We start from the raw sequence: 24,702 nt of genomic DNA on the forward strand, positions 1-24,702 counted from the left end.
GAACTCCGTGTCAGGCTTGTTCAGGTGCGGCAAACGGTGCGTCCAGCGGCAAGGTGTCGAAGGTGCGCAGCAGTTCGATGAGGATCTGCGTGGCCGGGCCCAGGGGTTTGTCCTTGTTCGAATACAGATAAAAGCTCGAATTGCGGCTGCCGCCTCGATCCAACGGTAGCAGCTTGAGCGAACCATCCTTCAATTCGCGGTCGATCATGTGTCGCGGTAGCCAGGCAAAACCCAGGCCGCTGCTGACAAAGGTCGCGGCGGTGGCAAGGCTGCCGACGGTCCAGCGCTGCTCGGCGCCGAGCCAGCCGACATCGCGCGGCTGCTGGCGGCCGGAGTCGCGGATCACCACTTGCATCTGGGTTTCCAGATCCTGAAAGCTCAGCTCGCGATTGAGCCGATGCAGCGGGTGATCAGGATGGGCGACGGCGACGAACTCGACATCGCTCAACTCCGCACCCAGGTAGCCCGGAATGCTCAGGCCGGTGATCGCCAGGTCCGCCACGCCTTCGAGCAGCACTTCCTCGACCCCCGACAACACTTCCTCGCGCAAACGCACGCGGCAGCCGCGACTCTGCGGCATGAACGCGGTCAGCGCGCGGACGATCCGCGCGCTCGGGTAGGCCGCATCCACCACCAGCCGCACTTCCGCTTCCCAGCCTTGCTCCATGTGATGGGCGAGGTCTTCGAGTTGGCTGGCCTGTTTGACCAATTGCCGCGAACGGCGCAACAACACGCCGCCGGCCTCGGTGAGCACAGCTTTGCGCCCGTCGATGCGCAGCAACGGCACGCCGAGCTGATCCTGCATGCGGGCGACGGTGTAGCTCACCGACGATTGCGAACGGTGCAGGGCCTCGGCGGCCTGGGCGAATCCGCCGTGGTCGACCACGGCCTGCAACGTTCGCCATTGATCAAGGGTCACGCGGGGCGCTTTCATCAATAGCTCCTCTTGTCCTAAGCTGGCCGTCCCTCATGGAGACTGCCGAATGAAAAAATTCTGTTGTGTGGTGCTGGCGCTGCTGCCGTTGACCGCGTTTGCCTATCCGATCGATGTGCAAAAGGATCTCAACGGCATGAAGATCGACTACGAGACTTACGACACGGACAACGACATCGGCTCGATCCGCGTGGCCAACTACGGTGATGTCGACGCGACCTGCCGTGCGGTGTTCAGCAACGGCCCGGAAGCACCGCGCACGCGCAGCATCGATGTCCCGGCGGGCAAGCATAAAAACGCCACGGCCAAGTTCACCCGCGAGATCATCAAGCTGCGCATCAAACTGACCTGCACCCCGAAATAACGCTATTTCCCTGTGGGAGCGAGCCTGCTCGCGAAGACGGAGTGTCATCCAGAGATGATGTGACTGACATTCCGCTTTCGCGAGCAGGCTCGCTCCCACAGGGGATATGGGTCTAGCTTATAAACGAATTTATCGATGGATTACAGCGGATATTTTCGCTTTTTCATCGATTCGACTCTGTTTAACCTTCACTCCATCGACTTACAACATTCTCGGATGGAGGCTACACACCATGTCCCGCGTTCTGATCATCGAAAGCAGTGCCCGCCAGCAAGACTCGGTTTCCCGTCAACTGACCCAGACCTTCATCGCTCAGTGGAAAGCCGCGCACCCTGCCGATCAGATCACCGTGCGTGACCTCGCCGCCAACCCGGTGCCGCATCTGGACGCCAACTTGCTGGGCGGCTGGATGAAGCCCGCCGAACAGCGCAACGACAGCGAACAGGCGTCGCTGGACCGCTCCAACCAATTGACTGATGAGCTGCTCGCCGCCGACGTGCTGGTGATGGCTGCACCGATGTACAACTTTGCGATCCCGAGCACGCTCAAGGCCTGGCTTGACCATGTGCTGCGTGCCGGGGTGACCTTCAAGTACACCGAAACCGGCCCGCAAGGTCTGCTCAGCGGCAAGCGCGCCTTTGTCCTGACCGCTCGCGGTGGCGTGTATGCCGGTGGTCCTGCGGATCATCAGGAACCGTACCTGCGTCAGGTGATGGGTTTCATCGGGATCAACGACGTGACCTTTATCCATGCTGAGGGCATGAACCTGGGCGGTGACTTCCAGGAGAAGGGCCTGAATCAGGCCAACGCCAAATTGTCTCAGGTCGCTTGATCGGTTAATCGCCAGATAATCGCCGATTGTTTAAGTGACCTGGCGCAACCCCTTCAAGGTTCCACGCGCATCGAACCTCCCTTTGCACTTTTGCTCCTGAGTGCTGTAGCCCGATTGAACGCTTTAGCGAGATCGGGCTTTTTTTTGTCTGGGTTTTCTTGGCGGCCTTTGGGCCGACCAGGCTCTTGGGGTTTTGGGTGAATATCCGTTACTGCGGTGTTGCGGCTGGCGGTTCCGCTCTTACAGCGGGTCACTTTGGCAAACGCCCCAAAGTAACCAAAGGTCTGTGCCCCAACGTTCGGCCCGCTCGCTGGGGCTCGGGGTTCCTTCGCTGCGGGATCGATCCCTCCGCTCAGCCTGCCGACGGGGCGGGTGGATCAAGATCAAGAGCGGTACTCGAGCTTGCGCTCATTGTGTTAAGCGGTGGAGGGCCGGTTTTTGGCTTCTTTGGATTCGATGCGGTATTTCATGTCGGCGTAGCTTGCCCAACCACCTCGGTCAGTCCCCTCTCCCTCCGGGAGAGGGCCAGGGTGAGGGGCTTTTGATTCCGGCGCCGTTTGCTGTTGGAGCCCATCCGAAAAACCGCTATCGTCGCCGCCATTCGATTTTCGAGGCGAGCATGGGCTATCTACTTTTTGTCACGCTGATCCAGGCGTTTTCCTTCAGTCTGATCGGCGAGTACCTGGCAGGGCATGTCGACAGCTACTTTGCGGTGCTGGTGCGTGTGGTGCTGGCGGGGCTGGTGTTTATTCCATTGACGCGCTGGCGTTCGGTGGAGGGGGCGTTCATGCGTGGCATGTTGCTGATCGGCGCGTTGCAGTTCGGGGTGACTTACGTCTGCCTTTACCTGAGCTTCCGTGTGCTGACGGTGCCGGAGGTGTTGCTGTTCACCATTCTCACGCCGCTGCACGTGACGTTGATCGAAGACGCGCTGAACCGTCGCTTTAATCCGTGGGCATTGGTTGCTGCGCTGGTGGCAGTCGGCGGTGCGGCGGTGATTCGCTTCGACAGCATCAGTCCCGACTTTTTCATGGGCTTTCTGCTGCTGCAACTGGCCAACTTCACTTATGCCGCCGGGCAGGTCCTGTACAAGCATCTGGTGGCGAAGCATCCGAGTGATCTGCCGCATTACCGCCGCTTCGGTTATTTCTACCTCGGTGCATTGGCGGTTGTGCTGCCAGCGTTCCTGTTGTTCGGCAAGTCGCACTTTCTACCGGAAGCGCCGCTGCAATGGGGCGTGTTGCTGTTTCTCGGACTGGTGTCGACGGCGCTGGGCCTGTACTGGTGGAACAAGGGCGCGTGCATGGTCAACGGCGGTACCCTGGCGGTGATGAACAACCTGCATGTGCCGGTGGGATTGTTGTTGAATCTGCTGATCTGGAATCAGCATGAGGAACTGGGGCGGTTGTTCCTTGGCGGGGGTGTGATTCTGGCAGCGGTGTGGATCAGTCGGTTGGGCATTAAACGCACTGCGTAACCCGTGTAGGAGCTGCCGAAGGCTGCGATCTTTTGATCTTGAACATCAGAAGATCGCAGCCTTCGGCAGCTCCTACATGTGATTAGTAAGTTACATCAGGTGTTTTTCCGGCTCGGGAATACTCGCCGAGCCCAACACCGCTGGCAGCAAGCCTGCGCGCAAATCCCCGCCACTCGGCTGTTGATACAGGCTCAACCCGAACTCCGGCAGCACCGCCAGCAGGTAATCGAAAATATCCCCCTGAATCCGCTCGTAATCGGCCCACACCGTGGTGCGGGTGAAGCAGTAGATTTCCAGCGGAATGCCCTGCGCGGTGGTTTGCATCTGCCGGACCATGCAGGTCATGTTCGGCTGAATCTCCGGGTGACTCTTCAGATACGCCAGCGCATAGGCGCGGAAGGTGCCGATATTGGTCATGCGGCGGCGGTTGGCCGACATCGCCGCGACATTGCCCTGCGCTTCGTTCCAGGCCTTGAGCTCGGCTTTCTTGCGGCCCATGTAGTCGGTCAGCAGGTGCACCTGCGAAAGCTTTTCTTCCTCGTCGTCGCGGATGAAGCGCACGCCGCTGGCATCGATGAACAGGCTGCGCTTGATCCGCCGACCGCCGGACTGCTGCATGCCGCGCCAGTTCTTGAATGACTCGGACATCAGGCGCCAGGTTGGGATCGAGACGATCGTCTTGTCGAAGTTCTGCACTTTGACCGTGTGCAACGTGATGTCGACCACGTCGCCATCGGCGCCGACTTGCGGCATCTCGATCCAGTCGCCGACCCGCAGCATGTCGTTGCTGGTCAGTTGCACGCTGGCAACGAACGACAGCAGCGTGTCCTTGTAGACCAACAGAATCACCGCCGACATCGCACCCAGGCCCGACAACAGCAACAGCGGCGAGCGGTCGATCAGGGTGGCGACGATGATGATCGCGCCGAACACGTACAAAACCATTTTCGCCAGTTGCACGTAGCCTTTGATCGAGCGTGTACGCGCATGCTCGGTGCGCGCGTAGATGTCGAGCAGGGCGTTGAGCAGGGCGCTGACCGCCAGCAGCAGGAACAGAATGGTGAAGGCCAGCGCGACGTTGCCGAGGAAATTCATCGCGGTTTTGCTCAGCTCCGGCACCAGGTGCAGGCCGAACTGGATCACCAGCGACGGCGTCATCTGCGCCAGTCGTTGAAACACCTTGTTGTGGCGAAAGTCGTTGATCCAGTGCAGCGCCGGTTGGCGGCCGAGCATGCGACTGGCGTGCAGGATCAGGTAACGCGCCACTCGCCCGAGCACCAGCGCGATGACCAGCAGCACCAGCAGCGCCAGTCCCGATTGCAGAAGTGGGTGCTCTTCGAGCGTGCCCCAGAGGCCTTGGGCTTTGAGCCAGAGCTGTTTGATATCCATGAGCGAAACGTTTCTTCTGTAAGACGCGAGGGCCGATTAGAGCATTTAAGACGCTGTGTATTGCAGCGAGTGACAAATCGGGCAACAAAAAAACCACTGATTGTCGGCGTTTGCACAAAGAAACTCGGCCTGAGCGCTCGAAACCGGTAACCTATGCAGCTGTTTTTTTGCATATCTTCGAGGTAGCACCCGTGTTTTCCCAATTCGCCCTGCACGAACGCCTGCTCAAAGCCGTGGCCGAGCTGAAATTTGTCGAGCCAACGCCAGTGCAAGCCGCGGCCATCCCGCTGGCGCTCCAGGGGCGTGATCTGCGGGTGACGGCGCAAACCGGCAGCGGCAAAACCGCCGCTTTCGTCCTGCCGATCCTCAATCGCCTGATCGGCCCGGCGAAGATCCGCGTCAGCATCAAGACGCTGATCCTGCTGCCAACCCGTGAGCTGGCCCAGCAGACTTTGAAGGAAGTCGAACGCTTCTCGCAGTTCACCTTCATCAAGTCCGGCCTGATCACTGGCGGCGAAGACTTCAAAGTCCAGGCCGCCATGCTGCGCAAAGTGCCGGACATCCTCATCGGCACCCCGGGGCGGATGATCGAGCAGCTCAACGCCGGCAACCTCGACCTGAAAGAAGTCGAAGTGCTGGTGCTCGACGAAGCCGACCGCATGCTCGACATGGGTTTCGCCGAAGACGTGCAGCGTCTGGTCGATGAGTGCCCGAACCGTCAGCAGACCATGCTGTTCTCCGCGACCACCGGCGGTTCCGGTCTGCGCGAAATGATCGCCAAGGTCCTGAACAACCCGGAGCACCTGCAGCTCAACGCGGTCAGCCAGCTCAACTCGACGACTCGTCAGCAAATCATCACCGCCGACCACAATCAGCACAAAGAGCAGATTGTGAACTGGCTGCTGGCCAACGAGACCTACCAGAAGGCCATCGTCTTCACCAACACTCGCGCCATGGCCGACCGCATCTACGGCCGCCTCGTGGCCCAGGAATACAAGGCGTTCGTGCTGCACGGCGAGAAAGACCAGAAGGATCGCAAACTGGCGATCGATCGACTGAAACAGGGCGGCGTAAAGATCCTCGTCGCGACTGACGTTGCGGCCCGCGGTCTGGACGTCGACGGTCTGGACCTGGTGATCAACTTCGACATGCCACGCAGCGGCGACGAGTACGTGCACCGCATCGGTCGTACCGGCCGCGCCGGCAACGATGGTCTGGCGATCTCGCTGATCTGCCACGGCGACTGGAACCTGATGTCGAGCATCGAGCGCTACCTGAAGCAAAGCTTCGAGCGCCGCACCATCAAGGAAGTCAAAGGCACCTACGGCGGGCCGAAAAAGGTCAAGGCCTCGGGCAAAGCCGTCGGCGTGAAAAAGAAAAAGACCGACGCCAAGGGCGACAAGAAGAAAACCGCCGCCAAGACGCCGACCAAGCGCAAGAGCGTGAACCGGCCGAAGCCGGATTCCCTTGTCAGCAGCGACGGCATGGCCCCGCTCAAGCGCCGCAAGCCAGCCGAGCCAGCGGCTGAATAACGCGTTCTAAACGCATAAAAAAACCGGACATTGTCCGGTTTTTTTTCGTCTCAATTGTCGGCTTTCTTCTCCGCCGACCCCAGTTCCTTCAAACGCTGATCGATCAGCTGGCACTTGTCCGGCAGATCCGCGCTGGCCGTGTCCAGATCCATTTTCTGCAACTCGGCGTTGATCTCCTTGGCCTTTTCCGGATTCTGCTCGGTGAGCCTGGAGACTTCCTTGGCCAGTTGTTCGCGTTTGATCGTCGCCTCTTCCGGCGTGCAGGCCCAGACGGGCAGGGCGCAGGCAAGGGTGGCGGCGAGGGACAGCTTGATCAGGGTTTTCATGGGCAGGCCTCAGTTCCGGTTAAGGCGGGGTAATCGGTTGAGAGGCCACGGTCAGGAAAAGTTCAGTGCCACGTGGCTGACGACACACCAGCGAAAGATCAACGTCGATTTTGCTCAAGAAAATCAGAGACATGTCGCTGCGTCGTATCAGAGCTATTTGGCAAACAGGCAAATAATCAATTTATTGACGTCAGAATGATGGCAATCTACCATTGCGCCATCACATTGACATCAGTGTGTGATTTCGAGAGATCGGACAAGCTTATTGCGGCTGCCCTGTAAATATTTTCGCAACGCTCTCAGTGTTCTGAATGCAGCGCAGATTTGTCTCCTTTCGATGCTCTTGCACTCTCCCGGCGTTTTCTAACCGGTGGGAATTGCATTGCCTGTCTATTACCCCGCCTCACCTTGCCCGTTGTAAAGAGATCTTCAACATGGATGTTCGTCAGTTCGACTTTCTTGCTCCCCAGCCTTTTGCTGCCGTGAAAACCCGCGAGTCCTTCCTGGGCATGCCCAAGCGCGGCCTGGCGTTTCTCTTGGCGAACGTCATGTTCTGGCAACCGATGTGGGCGCAGGCCGACGGCATTGTGGTGGCCAACCCTAATACCTCGCTGGATCGCGCCGGCAATGGCGTGCCGATCATCAATATCGCCACGCCCAATGGCAGCGGGCTGTCGCACAACCAGTTCCATGATTACAACGTCGGTGCGCAGGGTGTCATCCTCAATAACGGATCGACTCAGACCACCGCCACGCAATTGGGTGGCCATATCATCGGCAACCCGAATCTGAAAAACAGCGGTTCGGCGCAAGCGATTCTCAACGAAGTCATCAGCGGCAACCCGAGCCAGTTGCGCGGCTACACCGAAGTGGCGGGGCAGTCGGCGCGGGTAATCGTTGCCAACCCTTACGGCATTACTTGCAACGGTTGCGGTTTCATCAACTCGCCGCGCGTCACGCTGACTACCGGCAAACCAGTATTCGATAACGGCCGGCTGGATCGCTTTCAGGTGGATCAGGGTTCGGTGGCCATCGAAGGTGCAGGCCTCAACGCCACCAACGTCGACCGTTTCGAAATCATCACCCGCAGCGCAAAGATCAACGCGCAACTTCAGGCGCAGAACCTGACGATTGTAGCCGGTCGCAACGACGTCAATGCACAAACGCTGAATGCCACAGCGCGCGCCGATGACGGCAGCGCCAAACCGCAACTGGCCATCGACTCCTCGGCACTCGGCGGCATGTACGCCGGCGCGATCAAACTGGTCGGCACCGAGGCCGGGGTCGGGGTGAAGCTTGACGGCAAGCTGATTGCCAGCGGCGGTGACATTCAGCTCGACGCCAACGGACAACTGAGTCTGGTCGACACCTCGGCCACCGGCGCGGTCAACGTCAAGGCCGCGAGCCTTGATGCACGCGGGCCGGTTTACGCCGGCACCGCGCTCACCGTACAAACCCAGGGCAACCTGACCAACCGCCAGACCCTTGCGGCTCGCGACAGCATCAGCCTCAGCGCGGGTGGCCAACTGACCAACGCCGGCGCCATCGATGCCGGCGTCAACGCCGACGGCCGCCGCAATGCCAGCGGCGACCTGAGCCTCACCACGCAAAATCTCGACAACACCGGCAAAAGCCTCACCGCCAGCCGCAATCTGACGATCAACGCCGCGCAAACCGTGAGCAACCAGGGCGGCACGCTCAGTGGGCAAACCGCCGTCATCAGCGCCGGTACCCTGGACAACAGCGACGGTGGCAAGGCGCAGAGTAGCGCCCACCTGAAACTCAATGCCGGCCAGGTGAACAATGCGCATGGGGTGATTCTCGCCGACACGCTCGACATCAACGCCCTGAGCCTCAACAACCGCGATGGTGTCGTCACCAGTGACAGCGATCTTCGCCTGACCCTGGAGCAGTCGCTGAACAATCATTCCGGTGAAGTATCCAGCGCCGGTGTTTCCCGAGTGGACGCAAACCGCGTGGACAACACATCCGGCCTGATGACAGGTACCGATAAGTTGACCCTGGCGGTGAAGAACGACCTGACCAACCATCTGGGCGTACTGGGCGCAGGAGGGGGGTTGCAGATCAATGCCGACAGCCTGGACAACAGCAACGCCGGCAAGATCCTCAGTGAGTCCGCCCTGAATTTACGGGTTAACAGAGTGTTGGATAACCGTAACAACGGGCTGATCAGCGCCGGCAATACGCTGCAACTGCAGGCCGTCGACGTTGACAACCGCGGTGGCAGTCTGACCGGTAAACAACGGGTGGCCTTGACCAGCACCACGCTGGACAACCGTGGCGCCAGGCTCACGGCTGGCGGTGATCTGCAGTTGCGAGTCGATCAGTTGGACAACCGCCAGCAAGGCCTTGTCAATGCTCAGGGGGCACTCGATTTTCAGGGAACACTGCTCAACAATCAGCAAGGTGTACTGGGAGCTGTAGGCCCCTTGTACCTGCAAGTGAAAACACTGGATAACACTGGCGGACGGATTTCCAGCAGCGCCGATCTGACGGCGTACGCAGACCGTTTGAGTCAGCAATACGGCAAGTTGATGGCGCTGGGTAATCTGAGCCTTTTCGGGACTCATCTGGATAATCAGTCAGGTGGTCTGATCGGGGCGACAAAAGCGCTGAAGCTCAATGTCGATGTACTCGACAACCGGGGCGGCGAAATTTCTGCCGGTGCCAATATTGATGTGTCCGGTACCCAACTGGATAACAGTAACCAAGGCAAAGTCCTCGCGGGTTCGGATCTCGGGCTTCAGGTCACGCGCGTCATCAACCAGGCTCAAGGGTTACTGCGTGGTAAAGGCGCGGTGCTCCTCAAGGGGCAGCATCTGGATAACACCCAAGGTCAGCTGCTGGGACAGCAAAGTGTAAACATCGACCTGAGCGCTGAACTCGACAACACCCGAGGCAAGTTGGCCAGTACCGGGTCGCTGTTACTCAATTCTGGCGCAGCACTGATTAATCAGGAGGGTGTGCTGACCTCCGATTCTGGCGTGTCGATCAACAGTGCGAGTCTCGACAACCGTGCGGGTGAAATCAGTTCCCGGGCGAATGTGAAGCTGGTCACCGGCGATCTCGATAACACGCTGGGTGGTCGCTTGATCAGCAACGACCGACTGGACCTGGTGGCCGGACAGGTCAGCAATGGGCTGGACAGCCGCATCGCCAGCGATAACGCCTTGATCGCCAGTGTGACCGGGCTGGATCAGCAAGGCGGGCAGATGTTCAGCAAGCATTCGTTGAGTCTGAACCTCAATCAGGGCCGGTTGAACAATCAGGGGCTGATCACTGCCCCTTTGCTTGTGCTGAAAAACCTTGCGATGGTGGATAACCACGCCGGTGAAATCTCCAGTGCCCAAGGGTTCACCCTCAACGCCGCGAGCCTGGATAACAGCAACGGCAAACTCATCAGCAATCAGGCTCTGACGTTACGGATCGAGCAGGCACTGGTGAATGCCAAAGGTCTGATTTCCGCCTCTGCCTTGAACCAGCACAGCGCGAGCCTGGACAACAGCGAGGGCTTGTTGAGCAGCCGGCGTGAGCTGAATGTTGACGTTGATGATGAGTTGGTTAACCGCAACGGTTCGGTCGTTGGCGATGGTCACACATGACTGACAGCGCAGCAGCTCAATAACGACAACGGCAAAGTATCCAGCAAGGGCGACCTCACTGGCCGTTTCACTGATGTCAGTAATCAGAGTGGTTCGCTGACTACCTTGGGCATGCTCAAGCTGGACGCGGGCACTTTGCACAACCAGAAGGCAGGCCTGTTAGGTGGGGGTGCCGGTGGCATCCTGAACATTGGTGCGCTGGACAACCGCGGCGGGGAAATTATCAGCAACGGCTCCCTCCAACTGACGGGACAGAAGCTGGACAACAGTGACTCAGGCCAGATATCCGCCTCGGGCTGGCTGCACCTGACGGTAGATGAGGTGCTCAACCGCGACAAAGGTCACATGTCAGCACAGACAGGGCTGAGCCTGCTGGGTACTACGTTGACCAATACCGGTGGCAGCTTGAGCAGCCAGCAGAATCTCGATGTGCAACTTCTCGGCAATCTAGATAACGGGCAGGGAGAACTGAGCAGCGAAGGGCTGTTGACGGTAAGCGCGGCCAGCCTGAGCAACCGGCTTGGCATTCTGACCAGCGCTCGCAACCTGGCAGTCAGCACAATGCAGGGGTTGGACAATCAGGCCGGCGAGATTGTGACCGACGGCGCCTTGAAGTTGCAGGCGGGTCGCGTCGATAACAGTCATGACGGCACGCTCAGCAGCAAGGCTGCGATGGTGATTGGCACTGGCGATTTCAACAACAGCAATGCAGGTAACGTCAGTAGCACCTCGACGCTCGATATTCGCGCACAGCAACTGAGCAATAACGCTGGTGGACGCATCACCAGCAGCGGTGACTTGAGTGTCATTTCCAGCGGCCTCGATCAGCAAGGGGGCAAGCTGTTCAGTGAAGCATCGGTCACTCTGGATCTGAACGGTGGTCAACTGGATAACCGCAGCGGGCTGATCAACGGCCCATTGCTCATGTTGAAAAATCTGAAAGCTGTCGATAACCGCGACGGTGAGATTTCCAGCATGCAGGGTTTTTCCCTGAATACTGAAAACCTGGCCAACGACGATGGCAAGATCCTCAGCCAGCAAGGTCTGATCTTGCGCATTGAGCAGGCGTTGAACAACGCCAAAGGGCTGATCGTAGCTCAGTCGCTGGACGGGTATGCGGCCAGACTGGACAACGAGGGTGGCACGCTTTCCAGTCGCAGCGACTTGACGCTGGGTGTTGATGGATTACTCATCAATCGCAGCAAGGGGCTGATCACTGCTGGCGGCAACCTCACCCTTGCGAGCAAGGGTCTGGACAACCAGCAAGGTACGTTGCTGGGCACTGCCGTCGGCATCGATCTGGGCAGTTCTGGTGCCGATCTGAACAACGCGGCAGGTTTGATCACGACGACGGGCAAGCTGAGCATCAAGCACCTGCGCGACCTCAATAATCAGGGTGGAGAAGTCTCCAGCAGTCAAAACCTGCAGCTGGGTGCACGAGTCCTCGATAACGGCAGCGGCAAGCTGCTCAGCAACGGCACCCTGCAACTGCAGGCTGGCAGTGTGATCAACCAGGGAGGCCTGTTATCGGGATGGCAAGGTCTCGAAGTTGCGGCGGATGACCTGGACAACCGTAACAACGGCACGCTTTCCAGTCGTGATGGAAACGTTGATGTACAGGTCGCCAACAATCTGCTCAACAGTGCCGGGGGAGCGTTGGTCAGCCACCAGGCGCTGACGGTTGCAGCCAACAGTCTCGACAATCGGGACAATGGCATTGTGTCCAGTGGAGCAGAGCAAGTCCTGACGGTCAACGCAGCGCTGCGCAACGGCCAAGGCGGCCTGATCAACAGTGCAACAACACTGAACCTGCAGTCCCAGTCCGTGGATAACGTCGGCGGGACGATCGGCGCCGGTGGGGCGATTGATATCACCACTGCAACGCTGGATAACACCTCCGGAACCTTGATCGGCAAGGATGCGCTGACCCTGAGTCTGCTTGGGGTGTTGACCAATACCCAAGGCAAATTGGCCAGCGCAGGCGACTTGCTGATCCGTGGGGCCAGTCAAGTCGACAATCAGGGAGGGCAACTGGCAAGCCAGAACTTGTTGACCCTGTTGACCGGCGGCCTGGACAACCGTAATCGAGGCACTGTTGCCGCCGCACAGGCGCTGGATATCCGCGGCGACGGTGCTGTGCAGAACGGTGATGGGGGGCTGATTTACAGCCAGAAGGCCGGCTTGCAACTCAAGGCGGCCAGTCTTGAGAACGCCGACGGCGCGGTGCAAAGCGAAGAGGGTCTTGTGCTCGATGTGAGCGGGAACCTCGACAACCAGCGAGGCAAGATCATCGCCCAGTCAGGCGATGTCACGCTGGGCGCCAGCTCCGTGGATAACCGTGGCGGGACGCTCGCCAGTCTTGCTGGCACTCTTGACGTAAAGACCACGGGCGCCCTGCGCAATGGTTACGACCTGAGCCAGATCCGCCAGGGCGGCATCATTCAGGCGCAGCGCCTGAGTTTCACCAGCGCTAGTCTGGATAACAACGGTGGCCGCGTTTCCGCGCAGAATAATGACATCTCCATCACCACTGGCAATTTCGACAACCGTAACGGTGGGCTTTATGGTCAGGGCGCTATTCGCATTTCGGCCAACGATTTCCTCAATACCGGAGACATCCCGGGCCAGGTGGCAGGCCGGCAAGTCGATTTCAGCCTGACCGGCGCGCTGGATAATCGTCTTGGTGTTATCGAAAGCGATGGCCAGTTGAAGGTCAGTGCCGCGAGCCTGAACAACCAGGGCGGACAATTGCGCGCGTTGGGTAAAGCAGGCAAAACCGAGTTTCAGATCGGTGGGCTTTTCGATAACCGCAATGGTCGTCTCGAAACTGCGAACTATGACCTGACACTCAATGCCGGCAACTTCCAGAATGCGGGCGGCCATGTATTGCACTCGGGCACCGGTACATTCGATATCAGCATGGCCAACCTCACGCAGGCGGGCGGTGATCTGCTCACCCGGGGTGGCCTGACACTGGCTGCCGATAGCTGGACCAACAATGGCGTAATCCAGGCCGGGCGTCTGACGGTCAACGTCAACACGCTCAATCAGACAGCGGGTGGTCAACTGCTGGCCTCCGACACCTTTATGGGCAGTGGTCGAAACTGGAACAACGAAGGGCTCATTGCCAGTGATGGCAGCCTTGGTTTGACCCTTGGCGGCACGTACAGCGGCAACGGCCGAGCCAGTAGCAAGGGCACTTTTGCCCTCGGTGCCGGGCAAGTGAATCTGACAGCAGCTGCCAGTCTTGCCGGCGGGGACGCCACCACAATCAACGTCGGTGGAGTGCTCGGCAATCAGGGTCGAATCAGTTCAGTCGGTGGGCTGACCATCAATGCAGGCGGGGTGAACAACTACGGCACCGTGGCCAGCAATCAGCACTTGCGGCTCAATGCTGGCAACGTATTAAACGATCACGGGTTGCTGTTCAGTGGCGCAGCCATGTCCCTGCTGACGCATGATCTGATCAATAAATATGGCGACGTCTACAGCATGGATAACCTGACTGTCGCCAGGGACGACGCCGGTAACTGGGCCGATCGCCTGGAAAACATTTCTGGAAATATCCAGAGTTCGGGCGACATGTTGCTAAGGGCCTCTACCCTGGAGAACCGCAAGGATTTCTTCAAGGTGACTTCCCAGCTGACTTCAGGGGCGATCGGCCTGCGCCAGACGGGCAATCAGTCGGGCCACATGGTGCTGATGGAGAACTACGAAACCAAAGTCGAAGCCGACTCGGCCGCGGCCAACATCTCGGCGGGGCGTAATCTGGACATCGCGGGTGGGAACCTGACCAACTCTGCCTCGGTAATCACCGCCGCTGCGAACCTGAACGCCAACCTTTCCAATTTCACCAACACCGGCGCGACGCTGGGCACTTACTCCACACTCAAGTCCTTTGCGCTGCCGGAGGTCCGCAAAGACAAGGCGATCATCCAGCTGTGGCGCTCGTTCATGGAATACAACGCGGTCAATGATCCTTCCTACAAAGGACCGGTTGGCAAGCAGATGGCAGCGTTTCGCTCTTGGGATGTGAACTGGAACGAGTCGGTGGTGACACCGAGAGTGTCTGTCGCTACTGGGGGGAGCGGTCATACAAATATCTATTTCGGCTGGAAACATTACACAAGCACGGGTAGCCCGGAACAATTCCGCAGTTATTCGCCAGCGCCGGCCTATAACCAGGCCAATCCGGCGCCGCTCCCGGCGGCGGTGCAGAACGTCACGTTCTTCGACACCAAGACCATCACCAGCCCTGGCGTGGCAGGTGATGCTACCGCCGTCGTTCAGGCCGGCGGCAGTCTGACGATCAATGCCACGAAAAGTCTGACCAACAGCGTCGAGCGAGCAGGCCAGCCTGTTTCTCTGAAGAACGGCCGTACGTATGAATCCACCCTGCCAGGCGCTCCGTCGGTAACGGTCATTAACGTACAGTCCCATTTGCCACCGGATCTGGCGCAGCAACAAGTCAACCCGCTCGCCCTTTCGGGATTCACCTTGCCGCAAGGCCAGAACGGTCTGTTTCGCTTGAGCGGCCAGACGTCGACGGTGGCGGTTAACGCCGGACCGGATATGCGCATGGGCAGCGCGACGATCAGCGTCGGTAAACACGAACCAGGATTTCCCGCCAGACCGACGACGGCGATCAAGGCCGTGGATGCCGCTTCAACTGCCGCAAGCAGCCTGACGATTGATCGGGTCAGCCAAGACCTCAATGTCGACGACGCAGCCTCAAAACTCAGCACGGCAATGGCCGGCAACAGCGCGACTCAGACAGCCATTCCCAAACGTTCACTGACGGCCGCCGATTCGCCTTTCAGTGCGCAGAACCTGACCCGGGTGCAAGGTCTGCCAGATACCAGTGTGCGCAGCAATCCACACAAATACCTGATTGAAACCAATCCGGTACTGACAGACCTCAAGCAGTTCATGAGCTCGGATTACTTGCTGGCCAATCTCGGTTACGACCCTGATATCAGCGCCAAGCGTCTGGGTGATGGTCTATACGAACAGCGATTGATTCAGCAAGCCGTTGTCGCGCGCACCGGACAACGCTTTATCGATGGCCAGACGTCGGACGAGAAACTGTTCAAATACTTGATGGACAACGCCATCAAGAGCAAGGATCAACTCAATCTGGCACTGGGCGTCAGCTTGTCGGCCGAACAGGTGACAGCGCTGACCCATGACATCGTGTGGCTCGAAAAACATGAGGTGAACGGAGAGTCCGTGCTTGTCCCTGTGCTTTATCTGGCACAGGCCAACAATCGCCTGGCGCCCAATGGTGCATTGATTGCCGGTAACGACATCAACTTGATTGCCGGGCAGGATCTGAACAACGTAGGTACGTTGCGGGCAACCAACAACCTGTCCGCCACTGCGGGGAACAACCTGGTCAACAGTGGACTGATCGAGGCGGGCAATCGTCTGGATCTGCTGGCGACAAATAATCTGATCAATGCTGCAGGCGGGATCATTTCCGGTCGCGATGTCAGCATCACAGCCACCGAGGGTGATCTGATCAACGAACGCAACGTCATCCAGAGCCAGACCACCTTCGGCGGCACGACGCTGCAACGCAGCTATCTCGATACCGCCGCCAGAATAGAAGCGGCAAACAATCTGAGCCTCACCGCCGGGAGAGATGTCAGCAACCTCGGTAGCGAGTTCAAGAGCATTGGCGATACGACGATCAAGGCTGGGCGTGACGTCAATATCACGGCCCTTGAGCAGCATGACGGTCTGAGTATCGGATCGCATTCGCGCACCAGCACGGTGGTGCAGAACGGTGCAGTCGTGGACGTGGGAGGTAATCTGAAAGTCAATGCCGGTCGTGACATCACCGCCATTGCAAGCCAGATAGCTGCCCAACGCGACATTACGATGGCGGCCACCGGTGACTTGACCCTTTCCTCGGCAGCGAACGAGCAGCACACCTACAACAAGAGCAAAAAGGTCACCACTTCAACGGACAAAATCACCCAGGTTTCCACGATGGTGCACAGTGGCGGCAATGTTTCCTTGAGCGCCGGTAATGACATGGAAATTGTCGCCAGCCGGATTGAAGGTGCTGGTGATGTCGATATCGATGCCGGGCGGGATCTGCTCGTGACCTCGGCCAAGGACGAAGATGCTTCGTCCTACCTCAAGAAAAGCAAAGGCTCATCCGGTCGCCGCAAGACGACCCAGAAGGAAAGCTACGACAGCACCAATGTCGCCTCGGTGATCGAGGCCGGACGCAACCTGACCGTCAACGCCAGCCTGTCGGACAAGGGCGGTGTTTCTCTGGAGGGAGGGCACGATGTCACCGTGATCGGCAGTCAACTGAAAGCCGGAAACAATCTGGTTCTGGGCGCGTTGAATAATGTCTCGGTGCTCTCGGCGACTGACGAACACAGTGATTTCAGCAAGACCACCAAGAAGGGATCTTTCGGTCTTTCCAAAAGTGGCAAAACTACGGTCAACAGCAGCACCATCCAGATCGCCAGCGAGTTGGAAGCGGGCAATGACATCGTTGTCGCTTCGGGTAAAGACTTTCTCTTGCAGGCCAGCACTGCAGCGGCGGGCAACGACGTTGAGTTCCGCTCTGGTCTGGTGGACGACACGGGTGACATCAATCTGATTTCGGCCAATGACACTGACTACAGCCGCAGTGAAGCCTACAAAAAGAAAACCGGTCTTTCGGTTTCGGGTGGCTTCCTGTCCCTTTCCTCCGCCAAAGAAGCGGGCCGGCAGGGGCAGGGCAGCACCAGTGTGGGCAGCATGGTGGTGGCGGGGCGAGACACGATTCTGAGTGCCGAGCGCGATATCAATGTACTGGGCAGCGGTATCGATGCAGGACGTCATGTCAACATGGACGCTGGTCGTGACGTCAACGTGATGGCTGCTTCCGATGAGCGTGCCGAGCAAGCATGGTCGAAGTCCAAGCGTGCGGGTATCGGCATTTCCAGCGATGACAACGGCGTGGGCTTCTTTGCCGGCGCGGAGGGTCTCAAGGAAAAGAATCGCCTGGAACAGAAGACCGGTGCTGCCAGCCAGATCAGTGCGGGACAGGATCTGGCCATCAACGCCAAGCGTGATATCAATCAGATCGGTTCAGATCTGCAGGCCAATAACGATATCGACTTGAATGCCGGGCGCAACATCAACATCGATGCCGGGCGCGAAACCCTGTTGGTAGAACAACAGCGCGAGAACGAGAGCAACGGCCTGGGCGTTCGGATCGACCACAACTATGGCCAGACGAAAGACGCGGTCAATGGCGCGGGGAAAGGCGAAGACAATGTCAGCAAAGGCTCAAGTACCCTCAAAGCGGTGGACGGTATCAGTCAGTTCCTCAACGGACCGACAGCAGACGTCAAGTTCGGCAACAGCAAGCAAAGCAGCAGCCAGCAAACCTTCGAGCAGAGCAGTCGATCGTCGACGCTCAATGCCGGCCAGGATCTGAACCTCAACGCCAAGAATGATGTAACGGTAAAAGGGGCAAAATTCCTCGCCGGGCGCGACATCAACGTCGCGGGTCGTGACGTTACCTTTGATGTCGCCAAAGGCGGTGTCAGCCAGGACAGCACGCAACGCGAAAGTTGGGGCGGCATTCACGGCGGCACCAGCGGCGGCTTCAAGATCGGCATCGGTGGCAGCTACGGAATCGCCACTGAAGACGGCTCGCATGGCACGTCTACGCCGACGCAACTGGGCGCTGGCCGGGACGTCAATCTGCAAGCTGACCACGATCTGAATCTGATCGGCACGCAGGTCAGCGCTAAACGGGATATTGAGCTCAACGCTGTCAATGATCTCAATATCCGCTCGGCACAGAACGACAGCAGTAACGATAGCAACCGCCACAACGGTGGCGGTGAAGTGGGTCTGGTCTTTGGTTCCGAGGGTGTCGGCGTTTATGCCAGTGTCAGCATGGGCAAGGGCGATCTGGAGCGCGAGGGTAATCGCCAGCAAGAGGCTTATCTCTACGCCGGCGACAAGTTGGGCTTTACCAGTGGCAAGGACACCAACATCGACGGCGCCACGTTACGCGGCGATGAGGTGAATGGGCGCGTGGGCGGGGATCTCAATGTCTCTTCTGTGGCCGACACGGGAAAGGTGAAGGGCAAAGAGTTTGATATCAGCGTTACCGCCACGTTTGGTCCGGGTGCTGGTGTCAGTGGTTCGGTCGGTTACGGCCAGACCACCGGCAAGACGAACTGGATCGAACAGCAAACCAGCATCACCGGTAAAAGCAAAGTCGATATCCGTACCGAAAATCACACTCAACTGGACGGTGCACTGATCGCTGCCGACAACGGTAATTTGAAACTGGATACCGGCACGTTGGGCTTCAGTGACATCGCCGGTACAGACAAAGAGCACGGTTATTACCTGAACGTCGGTGGCAGTTACACCGCTGGCAAAGGCAGCGGTGCTCAGGACGGCAGTCAGGTTGGTAAAGGCAAGGAAGGCGAAACTGGCTGGAGCGTCAACGGCTGGAAGTATGACAAAGACCGTGAACAGATCGTGCGCGGCACCGTCGGCGCCGGCGAGATCGTGGTACGCCAGGACGCCGAAACGGGCAAGGATTCGACTGTCGGTTTGAATCGCGACGTAGACAAAGGTTACGAAATCACCAAGGACAAGGAGTCTCGCACCGATCTGTACGTGAGCAAATCGTCACTTGAGGCCGTTGCCGATCCTTCGGGCACATTGAAGGACTGGGCGGAAAAAATAGAGAACTACGGTGACGCCACTCAGGGCTCTATCGAAGCTGCGCTGTCCCTCGTCACAGGGCCTGTCAACCTGGTTGGTCAGGCCTGGAAGAATCTTCAGGCACAGCGAGTATCGCTGGACGACGTACCTGCGCAAGCGCGCGCGACGTTTGGTGATGATCTTGCCCTGAACATTGCCAAAAACTTTGTGCGAAATGGAATCGATCCGGGAGCTATCAATGATCTCCAAGAGAAAAACATTGCGGTTATTCAAACGTATGTAGGGGTACTTGACGAATTCACCCGACAGCAGACCTGCCCTGGTCCGGGGGCTTGTGATGCGAATAGCGATGGTCCAAAACAATCGGAGTCTGATAAGCCCAGCGAAAACCATGGAAATGGTCTGCCGGACTGGGCCAAGGAACTGATTCCGACTACTCCTGGTGGCAAGTTATTGGCTGAGACCGAGCGGTTACAGGTAATGCTGGACAAGCTGCCGAAGGAACAAGCCCAGTTGGTGGCATTGGGTATTCAGGCTGCGATGGGACCGGCAAAGATGGCCGTGGGTCTTGCAGGGAATGTTCTGATCGCGAAGTTGTTTGGCGATAAAATAGACGCCGCCAAAGATTCAGTTGCCAAAGCCATCGCGAGCAAGCTCAGCGGAGAAGATCAGGATGACCTAGAGTCCAGCGATTACCTCTTCAAATACATGTTTGAGGCGGGTGAGACACAACAACAGGGCGACATCTATGTTCGCGGCGCCACGACCCTACTGAACATTGCGTTGGGCACAGCAGCCAACATGGCCGGTGCCGCTGCGGGGAAAGTCTTCAATGTCGCGGGTACGAAAGGAGTCATCAAGGCGAGTGAAACCATTGGTCAACCGGTGGAGGCCGTGATCGGTGGGCGCAAGCGCCTGTTGCGGGTCGATATCGAGCCTAATGGTAAGCTTCAGATACAGTCGGGAGGCGGCAAGGATTCGATCGTGGATTTCCGCCCGGACCTGTCTAAACCCCTGGCACCACAGATCAATGCGTTCTTCAAACGACTACCCAAGTCAGCGAGAGACCAATTGATCAGAAACGCTGAGAAAGGCCTGAAGCGCTTGCAAGAAACAGGGAACATGTAATGAGCAATAGATACGCTGTTATTTTGGAGTCGGAATCTGTTTTACCGGAAAGAGAGTTGTTGGTCAGTGAGGCATGGGGCAGCGTTCCTGTTTCTTACGTTCAGGATCAAGAGATTTTTAACGAATGCAGCTTTTTGGATTTAAAAGTCAACAAGTGGGAAGTCAACAGTCAGTGGAGCAGTAAGCAGGACCTCGAACCCTTGATAAGAATCGAAAAGCTTACAGATGAAGGGCTCGAGGAGTTCCTTCAACAGGAGGGCTGTCGCTGGTCTTTGGATATGGCAGGAAAAAAACTCATCATTATTGAGATGGATGAGGGAGGGGGGGCGGTGGACGATATGTTGTTAATGCGGTTACTGTCAGTTTTCCATGCTCGATTCAAGGTTTATAGCTGCTCAGACAGCATCGAAGAGTTGAGTGATGCCTCCTTTCCCACCCAGCAATCTGTTCGCGACCGTCTGATCAAGTGTGAGTAGTTGCAATCTATGATGTGCATTTTCTGGCGAATCAAAGGCTAATGTCGTTCAGTGTGGCGGACCCTGGAGATTTTTTGTCCTGTCCTGAGGCAATGGCAAGAAGTGATCTCGCTGTAACACCTGATGCACGCAACAAAGGACGGCCGTTGCCGTCCGTTTCCACCTGACGCGCCGTTATTTTTCGTGGCGGCAGCTCGAAGCCTTGTCAACTGCATACCGATCATGATGCCGCACCCATTCCATGATCTCGTTTTCATTCCTGCCCTTGGGCGTCAGATCCAGATAGTGGTAAGCGCCAACCAGCATGTCCAGACCGCGCGCGTATGTGGAATAGGTGTGGAAAATCTCCCCTTTGTCGTTGCGATAAAACACGCTCAACCCCGGCATTTCTTCCTCGGCGCTGTCGGTTTTTTCGTAGTTGTAGGTAGCCTTGCCCTCGGCGACGTCTTCAGCCCGGGCGCAGACGCCGAAGTCGTAATTGAAATCGCAACCTTCTGACGAAACCCAGTCGAATTTCCAGCCCATGCGTTGTTTGAACGCCTGAAACTCGTTGAACGGCGCGTGGGAAACGGCGACAACTGCGACGTCGTGGTGGGCCAGGTGCTGGTTGGCGCCATCAATGTGGTCACTGAGGAACGAGCAGCCCTGGCAGCCCTGCTCCCAGCCTTTGGCAAACATGAAATGGTAGATGATCAACTGGCTGTTGTTGCCAAACAGGTCGTTGAGCTTGAGCTCGCCGTTCGGCCCTTGAAAATGATAGTCCTTGTCGACTTTCACCCACGGCAGGGCGCGGCGCTCGGCGCTGAGGCGATCGCGTTCCCGGGTGAAGGCTTTTTCGTGGGCCAGATGCTGCTGGCGGGCGGCGAGCCATTCTTCGCGTGATACCACCGGATGGTTTGTAACGTTCATGACGATGTCTCCTGCGGGTTGAACCGGCTGTTTCAGCCTAGTCGTTCATCGTGCGAGGGAATCGACAGCCGCCGGTCGGTCGGGTCCGGAAATACTGCTGAACGGCTGCGCAGCGCTTCGGTCACAACCTTGAAAGCGGCACAAAATCACCCGCACCGGAGGTTGGATCAGGATGACGACTTATAACTGGGATTTGATTGAACGTTTGCTGCATGAAGTGCAGAACAGCGCTGGCCACAGCTTCGCTCCCCGCGCTTATGCCGAAGACCATGCGGCCGAGAAAGCCAGCGCCGGCGAGCCGATCGACAATCTCGATCACTTGAAAACCCTGGCCTGTGATTATGAAAAGCTCTTGCTGGAGCGCGGATTCATCGAGCCGCGGCCGGATCACGAGGGCAGTACTGGCAACAACTTCATTCTGACCCCGCGCGGCTCCAGCCTGCTGAGCCTGATCGACAGCAGCATCCCCGGCAACGACCACCCGCGTCAGGTGCTGGATGAGCAGGAGGATGCGCTGGATGAGGTGACATTTGATGAAGTCGCTTCAAAGGCTCAAATCGCCTGAGCCAGCGAAATCCCCCTGTGGGAGCGAGCCTGCTCGCGAATACGGTTTGTCAGTGACATTGAACTGTCTGATACACCGCTTTCGCGAGCAGGCTCGCTCCCACATTGGATTCCAGTAATCTCAAGGTTTCTGCGCGGCCTTCAGGCATTTCAGGTCATTGAAGTCCTTACGCACTTTCTCGATTTTCTTCAACAACCGCTCACGCTGTTGCGGCGTGCTCTGCGCCATCAGATCGACAAACAGCGAGCGTGCCTGGGCTTCAGTGTTGGCGTAGGCCTCGCGGTAGTCCGCTGTCCACAACCGCTCGCGGTTGACTAGAAGTGTCTCGATGCGTTGTGGGAATTCCGGGCTTTGGCGTTGCGCAACGGCGGCACTGAACTGTTGCTGCCAGTGCGCGCGGTTGGCGATCCATTGAGTGTTCTGGTCGCCCAAGGCGTTGGTCCAGGCCGCGACGCGTTGTTTCTGTGTGTCGCTGAGCGGACCCAGCCAGTCGTTCAGGCGTTTTTCCATGCGCTCGCCGCGTTCCTTGATCTGTTGGGCCAACGGCGGTTTCACGTATTCCTGCTGACGTTTGCGCAAATCCTTGGCAAACGCGTCGTTCATTTCTGCGACCTGTTTATCGTCCAGGCCCTGCAGCAACTCAATGGCCGAAGGGGTGATTTCCCGGGCGGTTTCGGCAATGGCCTGCTTGGCTTCGGCGGTGCGCTCCTGCAGGGCGACGTCGCTGACCTGATTGCTCTCGACCATGGCCTGCAATCGGTCCAGCCAGTCGAGGTAACCCGGTAACTGCGTGGTGCAGTGCCAGCTCAGGTGTTCTTTGAGCCGGTCGTTGAACCAGTCTTTCTGCTCGCCGTTCATGTCCACGTAGTCACTCAGCGACCATGGAATAATCACGTCGAGGTTGCGGTAGGCCAGGCCCACGCGGCTGCAAGCGCCGAGGGCGAGGGTGAAGATCAGCAGGGCGGCAATCTGTTTGAACCAGCGAGACATGGGCAAATCCTTGCGAGAGCCTGGCGTCGGAAATCTGATTCTTATGTGATGCAGGATGCGCGCGGCAGTTCAGCCGATCAATAGAACGTGCGTACAGCCTTGAGGGTGACGAGGCCGTCGCACTCGCTGTTGTGCCCGGAATAGGCCGAGCAATCGCTGCCGCTGAGGCTGGAATTGCTGTAGATCAGATCGAGATCGACACCCATGAATGGTCGCGACAGTTTCACCGACCAATCGGTGAAACTGCTGATGTAACCGCCGTCCACCGCCACCGGTGTGTTCAATTGGTGCGTGGTGTATTTCATGCTCACGCCGATGCCGAACGGCTGATTGCCAGTGAGGTCGGCAAACAAGGTGTTGTTCTGTTTATCCGGGTCGTTGCTCAATGCGATGCCGAAGCGACTGCCGAGCAGAGTCAGACCGCCGAACAGCTCCTGGCTGTCGAGGGTGTCCACGCGGGGATAGCTGTAATGGATCATCCCGACTTCATAGCCGAGCACCTGATCGAACGGCTGCTTGAAGCCGACGTAGGAATCGATCTCGAGGTTCTTGCCCGGGCTGATGCCCATGCTCGGCGCGTACTGACCGAAATACACGCCGCTGTCGTGGCTCAGATCAAGGCCACCGTGGAACGAGCCGACCGCCGCCGGCTTGACCAGGCCCTGGGCCATGCTGCGGCTGGGCGTGGTGCCGAGCTTCAGATCGAAGTCGCCCAGTTCGCCCTGAAAAACCTGCGCGTGCGCGGTCGCGCCTGACAGCAGGCTGACGAACAATAAACAGGAAAATGGGCGCATGCGTCACTCCATGAACCGCGAGCGCAGGGCGAAGGCCTGCTGAAACGCTTGATCTAGACGCGTGCAAGGATACCGGCGAATAACCGGCATTGATGGCCGTTCGTCGATTTTTGAGGATTATTGTTTAAAGCGAAGGGGGATTGCGCGGTGCCAGTCCAGGCGCTTCGAAGCTCAAAGCGCCTCTGGACGGGGTAAAACCGGTGTTACTTCTTGCCCAGGCTGATCTGCTTGGACGGGCCGAATGTCTGGCCACTGACGCCTTTGGCAATTTGCTGGATCTCGCCGCCGGACTTGAGGAATGCTGCGATCTGATCGTTGATCGATTCGCTGGTTTCAACGGCTGGAGCTGGCTTTGCTTTGCTGGTGGATGCTTTTACACGCATGGCGGCCATTAACCTTTAGAAAAGTAACTCGGCCAGGCATCGTACAGGAATAACTTGACAATAGCTTGGTAAATATCCCCCGGAATAACCAACCGCAGCGCTGCATTATTGCCGGTTCGACACTATTAATGTTTCGCTAACTCCCTGTTTTAAATAAGAACATCGCGCGAGTGTGAGGCGATTGCGCACAGCCGCAAGCCGCCCGACCGGACTGACGAGCGGCACCTCACCGGGCAGTGATCAAGCAAAATCAACACGTTGAAGCAGATTTTCCGCTGCG

General features: G+C 58.0%; 14 protein-coding genes and 2 pseudogenes. 9 read left to right on the forward strand and 7 right to left on the reverse strand.

The window, feature by feature from the left end:
• Positions 1–10: 10 nt before the first annotated feature.
• On the reverse strand, positions 11–934 hold the full coding sequence (locus tag ASG55_RS03400; protein ID WP_016771199.1) for a LysR family transcriptional regulator: 924 nt from the start codon (positions 932–934) through the stop codon (positions 11–13).
• 49 nt (positions 935–983) lie between these two features.
• Here ASG55_RS03400 and ASG55_RS03405 point away from each other — a divergent pair, with 49 nt between their 5' ends.
• From ASG55_RS03405 to ASG55_RS03415, 3 genes are all read left to right on the forward strand, one after another.
• Positions 984–1,298: a hypothetical protein gene (locus tag ASG55_RS03405; RefSeq protein WP_016771198.1), complete on the forward strand. Its 315-nt coding sequence runs from the start codon at positions 984–986 to the stop codon at positions 1,296–1,298.
• A 232-nt stretch (positions 1,299–1,530) separates the two neighbouring features.
• The gene (locus ASG55_RS03410; protein ID WP_041478822.1) at positions 1,531–2,130 is read left to right on the forward strand and encodes an FMN-dependent NADH-azoreductase; all 600 of its coding nucleotides are present in this window, start codon (positions 1,531–1,533) and stop codon (positions 2,128–2,130) included.
• Positions 2,131–2,749: 619 nt separating this feature from the next.
• Positions 2,750–3,607: a carboxylate/amino acid/amine transporter gene (locus tag ASG55_RS03415; RefSeq protein ID WP_056786754.1), complete on the forward strand. Its 858-nt coding sequence runs from the start codon at positions 2,750–2,752 to the stop codon at positions 3,605–3,607.
• A 90-nt stretch (positions 3,608–3,697) separates the two neighbouring features.
• Here ASG55_RS03415 and ASG55_RS03420 read toward each other — a convergent pair whose 3' ends face one another.
• Positions 3,698–4,996 carry a mechanosensitive ion channel family protein gene (locus ASG55_RS03420; protein WP_056783642.1) on the reverse strand — a complete coding sequence of 433 codons (1,299 nt, stop codon included), beginning with the start codon at positions 4,994–4,996 and terminating at the stop codon, positions 3,698–3,700.
• Positions 4,997–5,187: 191 nt separating this feature from the next.
• Here ASG55_RS03420 and ASG55_RS03425 point away from each other — a divergent pair, with 191 nt between their 5' ends.
• Complete coding sequence (locus ASG55_RS03425) at positions 5,188–6,528, forward strand: DEAD/DEAH box helicase (protein ID WP_024012040.1); 1,341 nt, start codon at positions 5,188–5,190, stop codon at positions 6,526–6,528.
• Between the two features lie 50 nt (positions 6,529–6,578).
• Here the strand turns inward: ASG55_RS03425 and ASG55_RS03430 are convergent, their stop codons facing one another.
• Entirely contained in the window at positions 6,579–6,854 is a 276-nt protein-coding gene (locus ASG55_RS03430) for a hypothetical protein (protein ID WP_056783644.1), read from the reverse strand.
• A gap of 434 nt (positions 6,855–7,288) precedes the next feature.
• Between ASG55_RS03430 and ASG55_RS03435 the strand changes: the two are divergent.
• From ASG55_RS03435 to ASG55_RS03445, 4 genes and pseudogenes are all read left to right on the forward strand, one after another.
• Positions 7,289–10,012, forward strand: a pseudogene (locus ASG55_RS03435) (two-partner secretion domain-containing protein); the annotation flags it as partial.
• A 204-nt stretch (positions 10,013–10,216) separates the two neighbouring features.
• Positions 10,217–10,477, forward strand: a pseudogene (locus ASG55_RS27575) (hypothetical protein); the annotation flags it as partial.
• A gap of 111 nt (positions 10,478–10,588) precedes the next feature.
• Positions 10,589–20,305: a hemagglutinin repeat-containing protein gene (locus tag ASG55_RS03440; RefSeq protein ID WP_056783648.1), complete on the forward strand. Its 9,717-nt coding sequence runs from the start codon at positions 10,589–10,591 to the stop codon at positions 20,303–20,305.
• Complete coding sequence (locus ASG55_RS03445) at positions 20,305–20,781, forward strand: hypothetical protein (protein WP_056783652.1); 477 nt, start codon at positions 20,305–20,307, stop codon at positions 20,779–20,781. Before ASG55_RS03440 ends, ASG55_RS03445 begins: the two co-directional genes overlap by 1 nt.
• 174 nt (positions 20,782–20,955) lie before the next feature.
• On the opposite strand, the gene ASG55_RS03450 is transcribed toward ASG55_RS03445, so the two are convergent.
• The gene (locus ASG55_RS03450) at positions 20,956–21,690 is read right to left on the reverse strand and encodes a DUF899 domain-containing protein (protein WP_056783655.1); all 735 of its coding nucleotides are present in this window, start codon (positions 21,688–21,690) and stop codon (positions 20,956–20,958) included.
• Between the two features lie 172 nt (positions 21,691–21,862).
• Here ASG55_RS03450 and ASG55_RS03455 point away from each other — a divergent pair, with 172 nt between their 5' ends.
• Entirely contained in the window at positions 21,863–22,255 is a 393-nt protein-coding gene (locus ASG55_RS03455; protein ID WP_056783658.1) for a hypothetical protein, read from the forward strand.
• A gap of 120 nt (positions 22,256–22,375) precedes the next feature.
• Here the strand turns inward: ASG55_RS03455 and ASG55_RS03460 are convergent, their stop codons facing one another.
• From ASG55_RS03460 to ASG55_RS03470, 3 genes are all read right to left on the reverse strand, one after another.
• On the reverse strand, positions 22,376–23,245 hold the full coding sequence (locus ASG55_RS03460) for a DUF6279 family lipoprotein (protein ID WP_056783661.1): 870 nt from the start codon (positions 23,243–23,245) through the stop codon (positions 22,376–22,378).
• 77 nt (positions 23,246–23,322) lie between these two features.
• A complete protein-coding gene (locus ASG55_RS03465) occupies positions 23,323–24,039 on the reverse strand; it encodes a TorF family putative porin (protein ID WP_056783664.1) in 717 nt (238 codons plus the stop codon).
• Positions 24,040–24,242: 203 nt separating this feature from the next.
• Positions 24,243–24,431 (reverse strand): hypothetical protein, encoded by a 189-nt coding sequence (locus tag ASG55_RS03470; protein WP_016985943.1) that lies wholly within the window; start codon positions 24,429–24,431, stop codon positions 24,243–24,245.
• Positions 24,432–24,702 lie beyond the last annotated feature (271 nt).

It is taken from the genome of Pseudomonas sp. Leaf434 (genome assembly GCF_001425545.1).
Classification (GTDB): Bacteria; Pseudomonadota; Gammaproteobacteria; order Pseudomonadales; family Pseudomonadaceae; genus Aquipseudomonas; species Aquipseudomonas siliginis.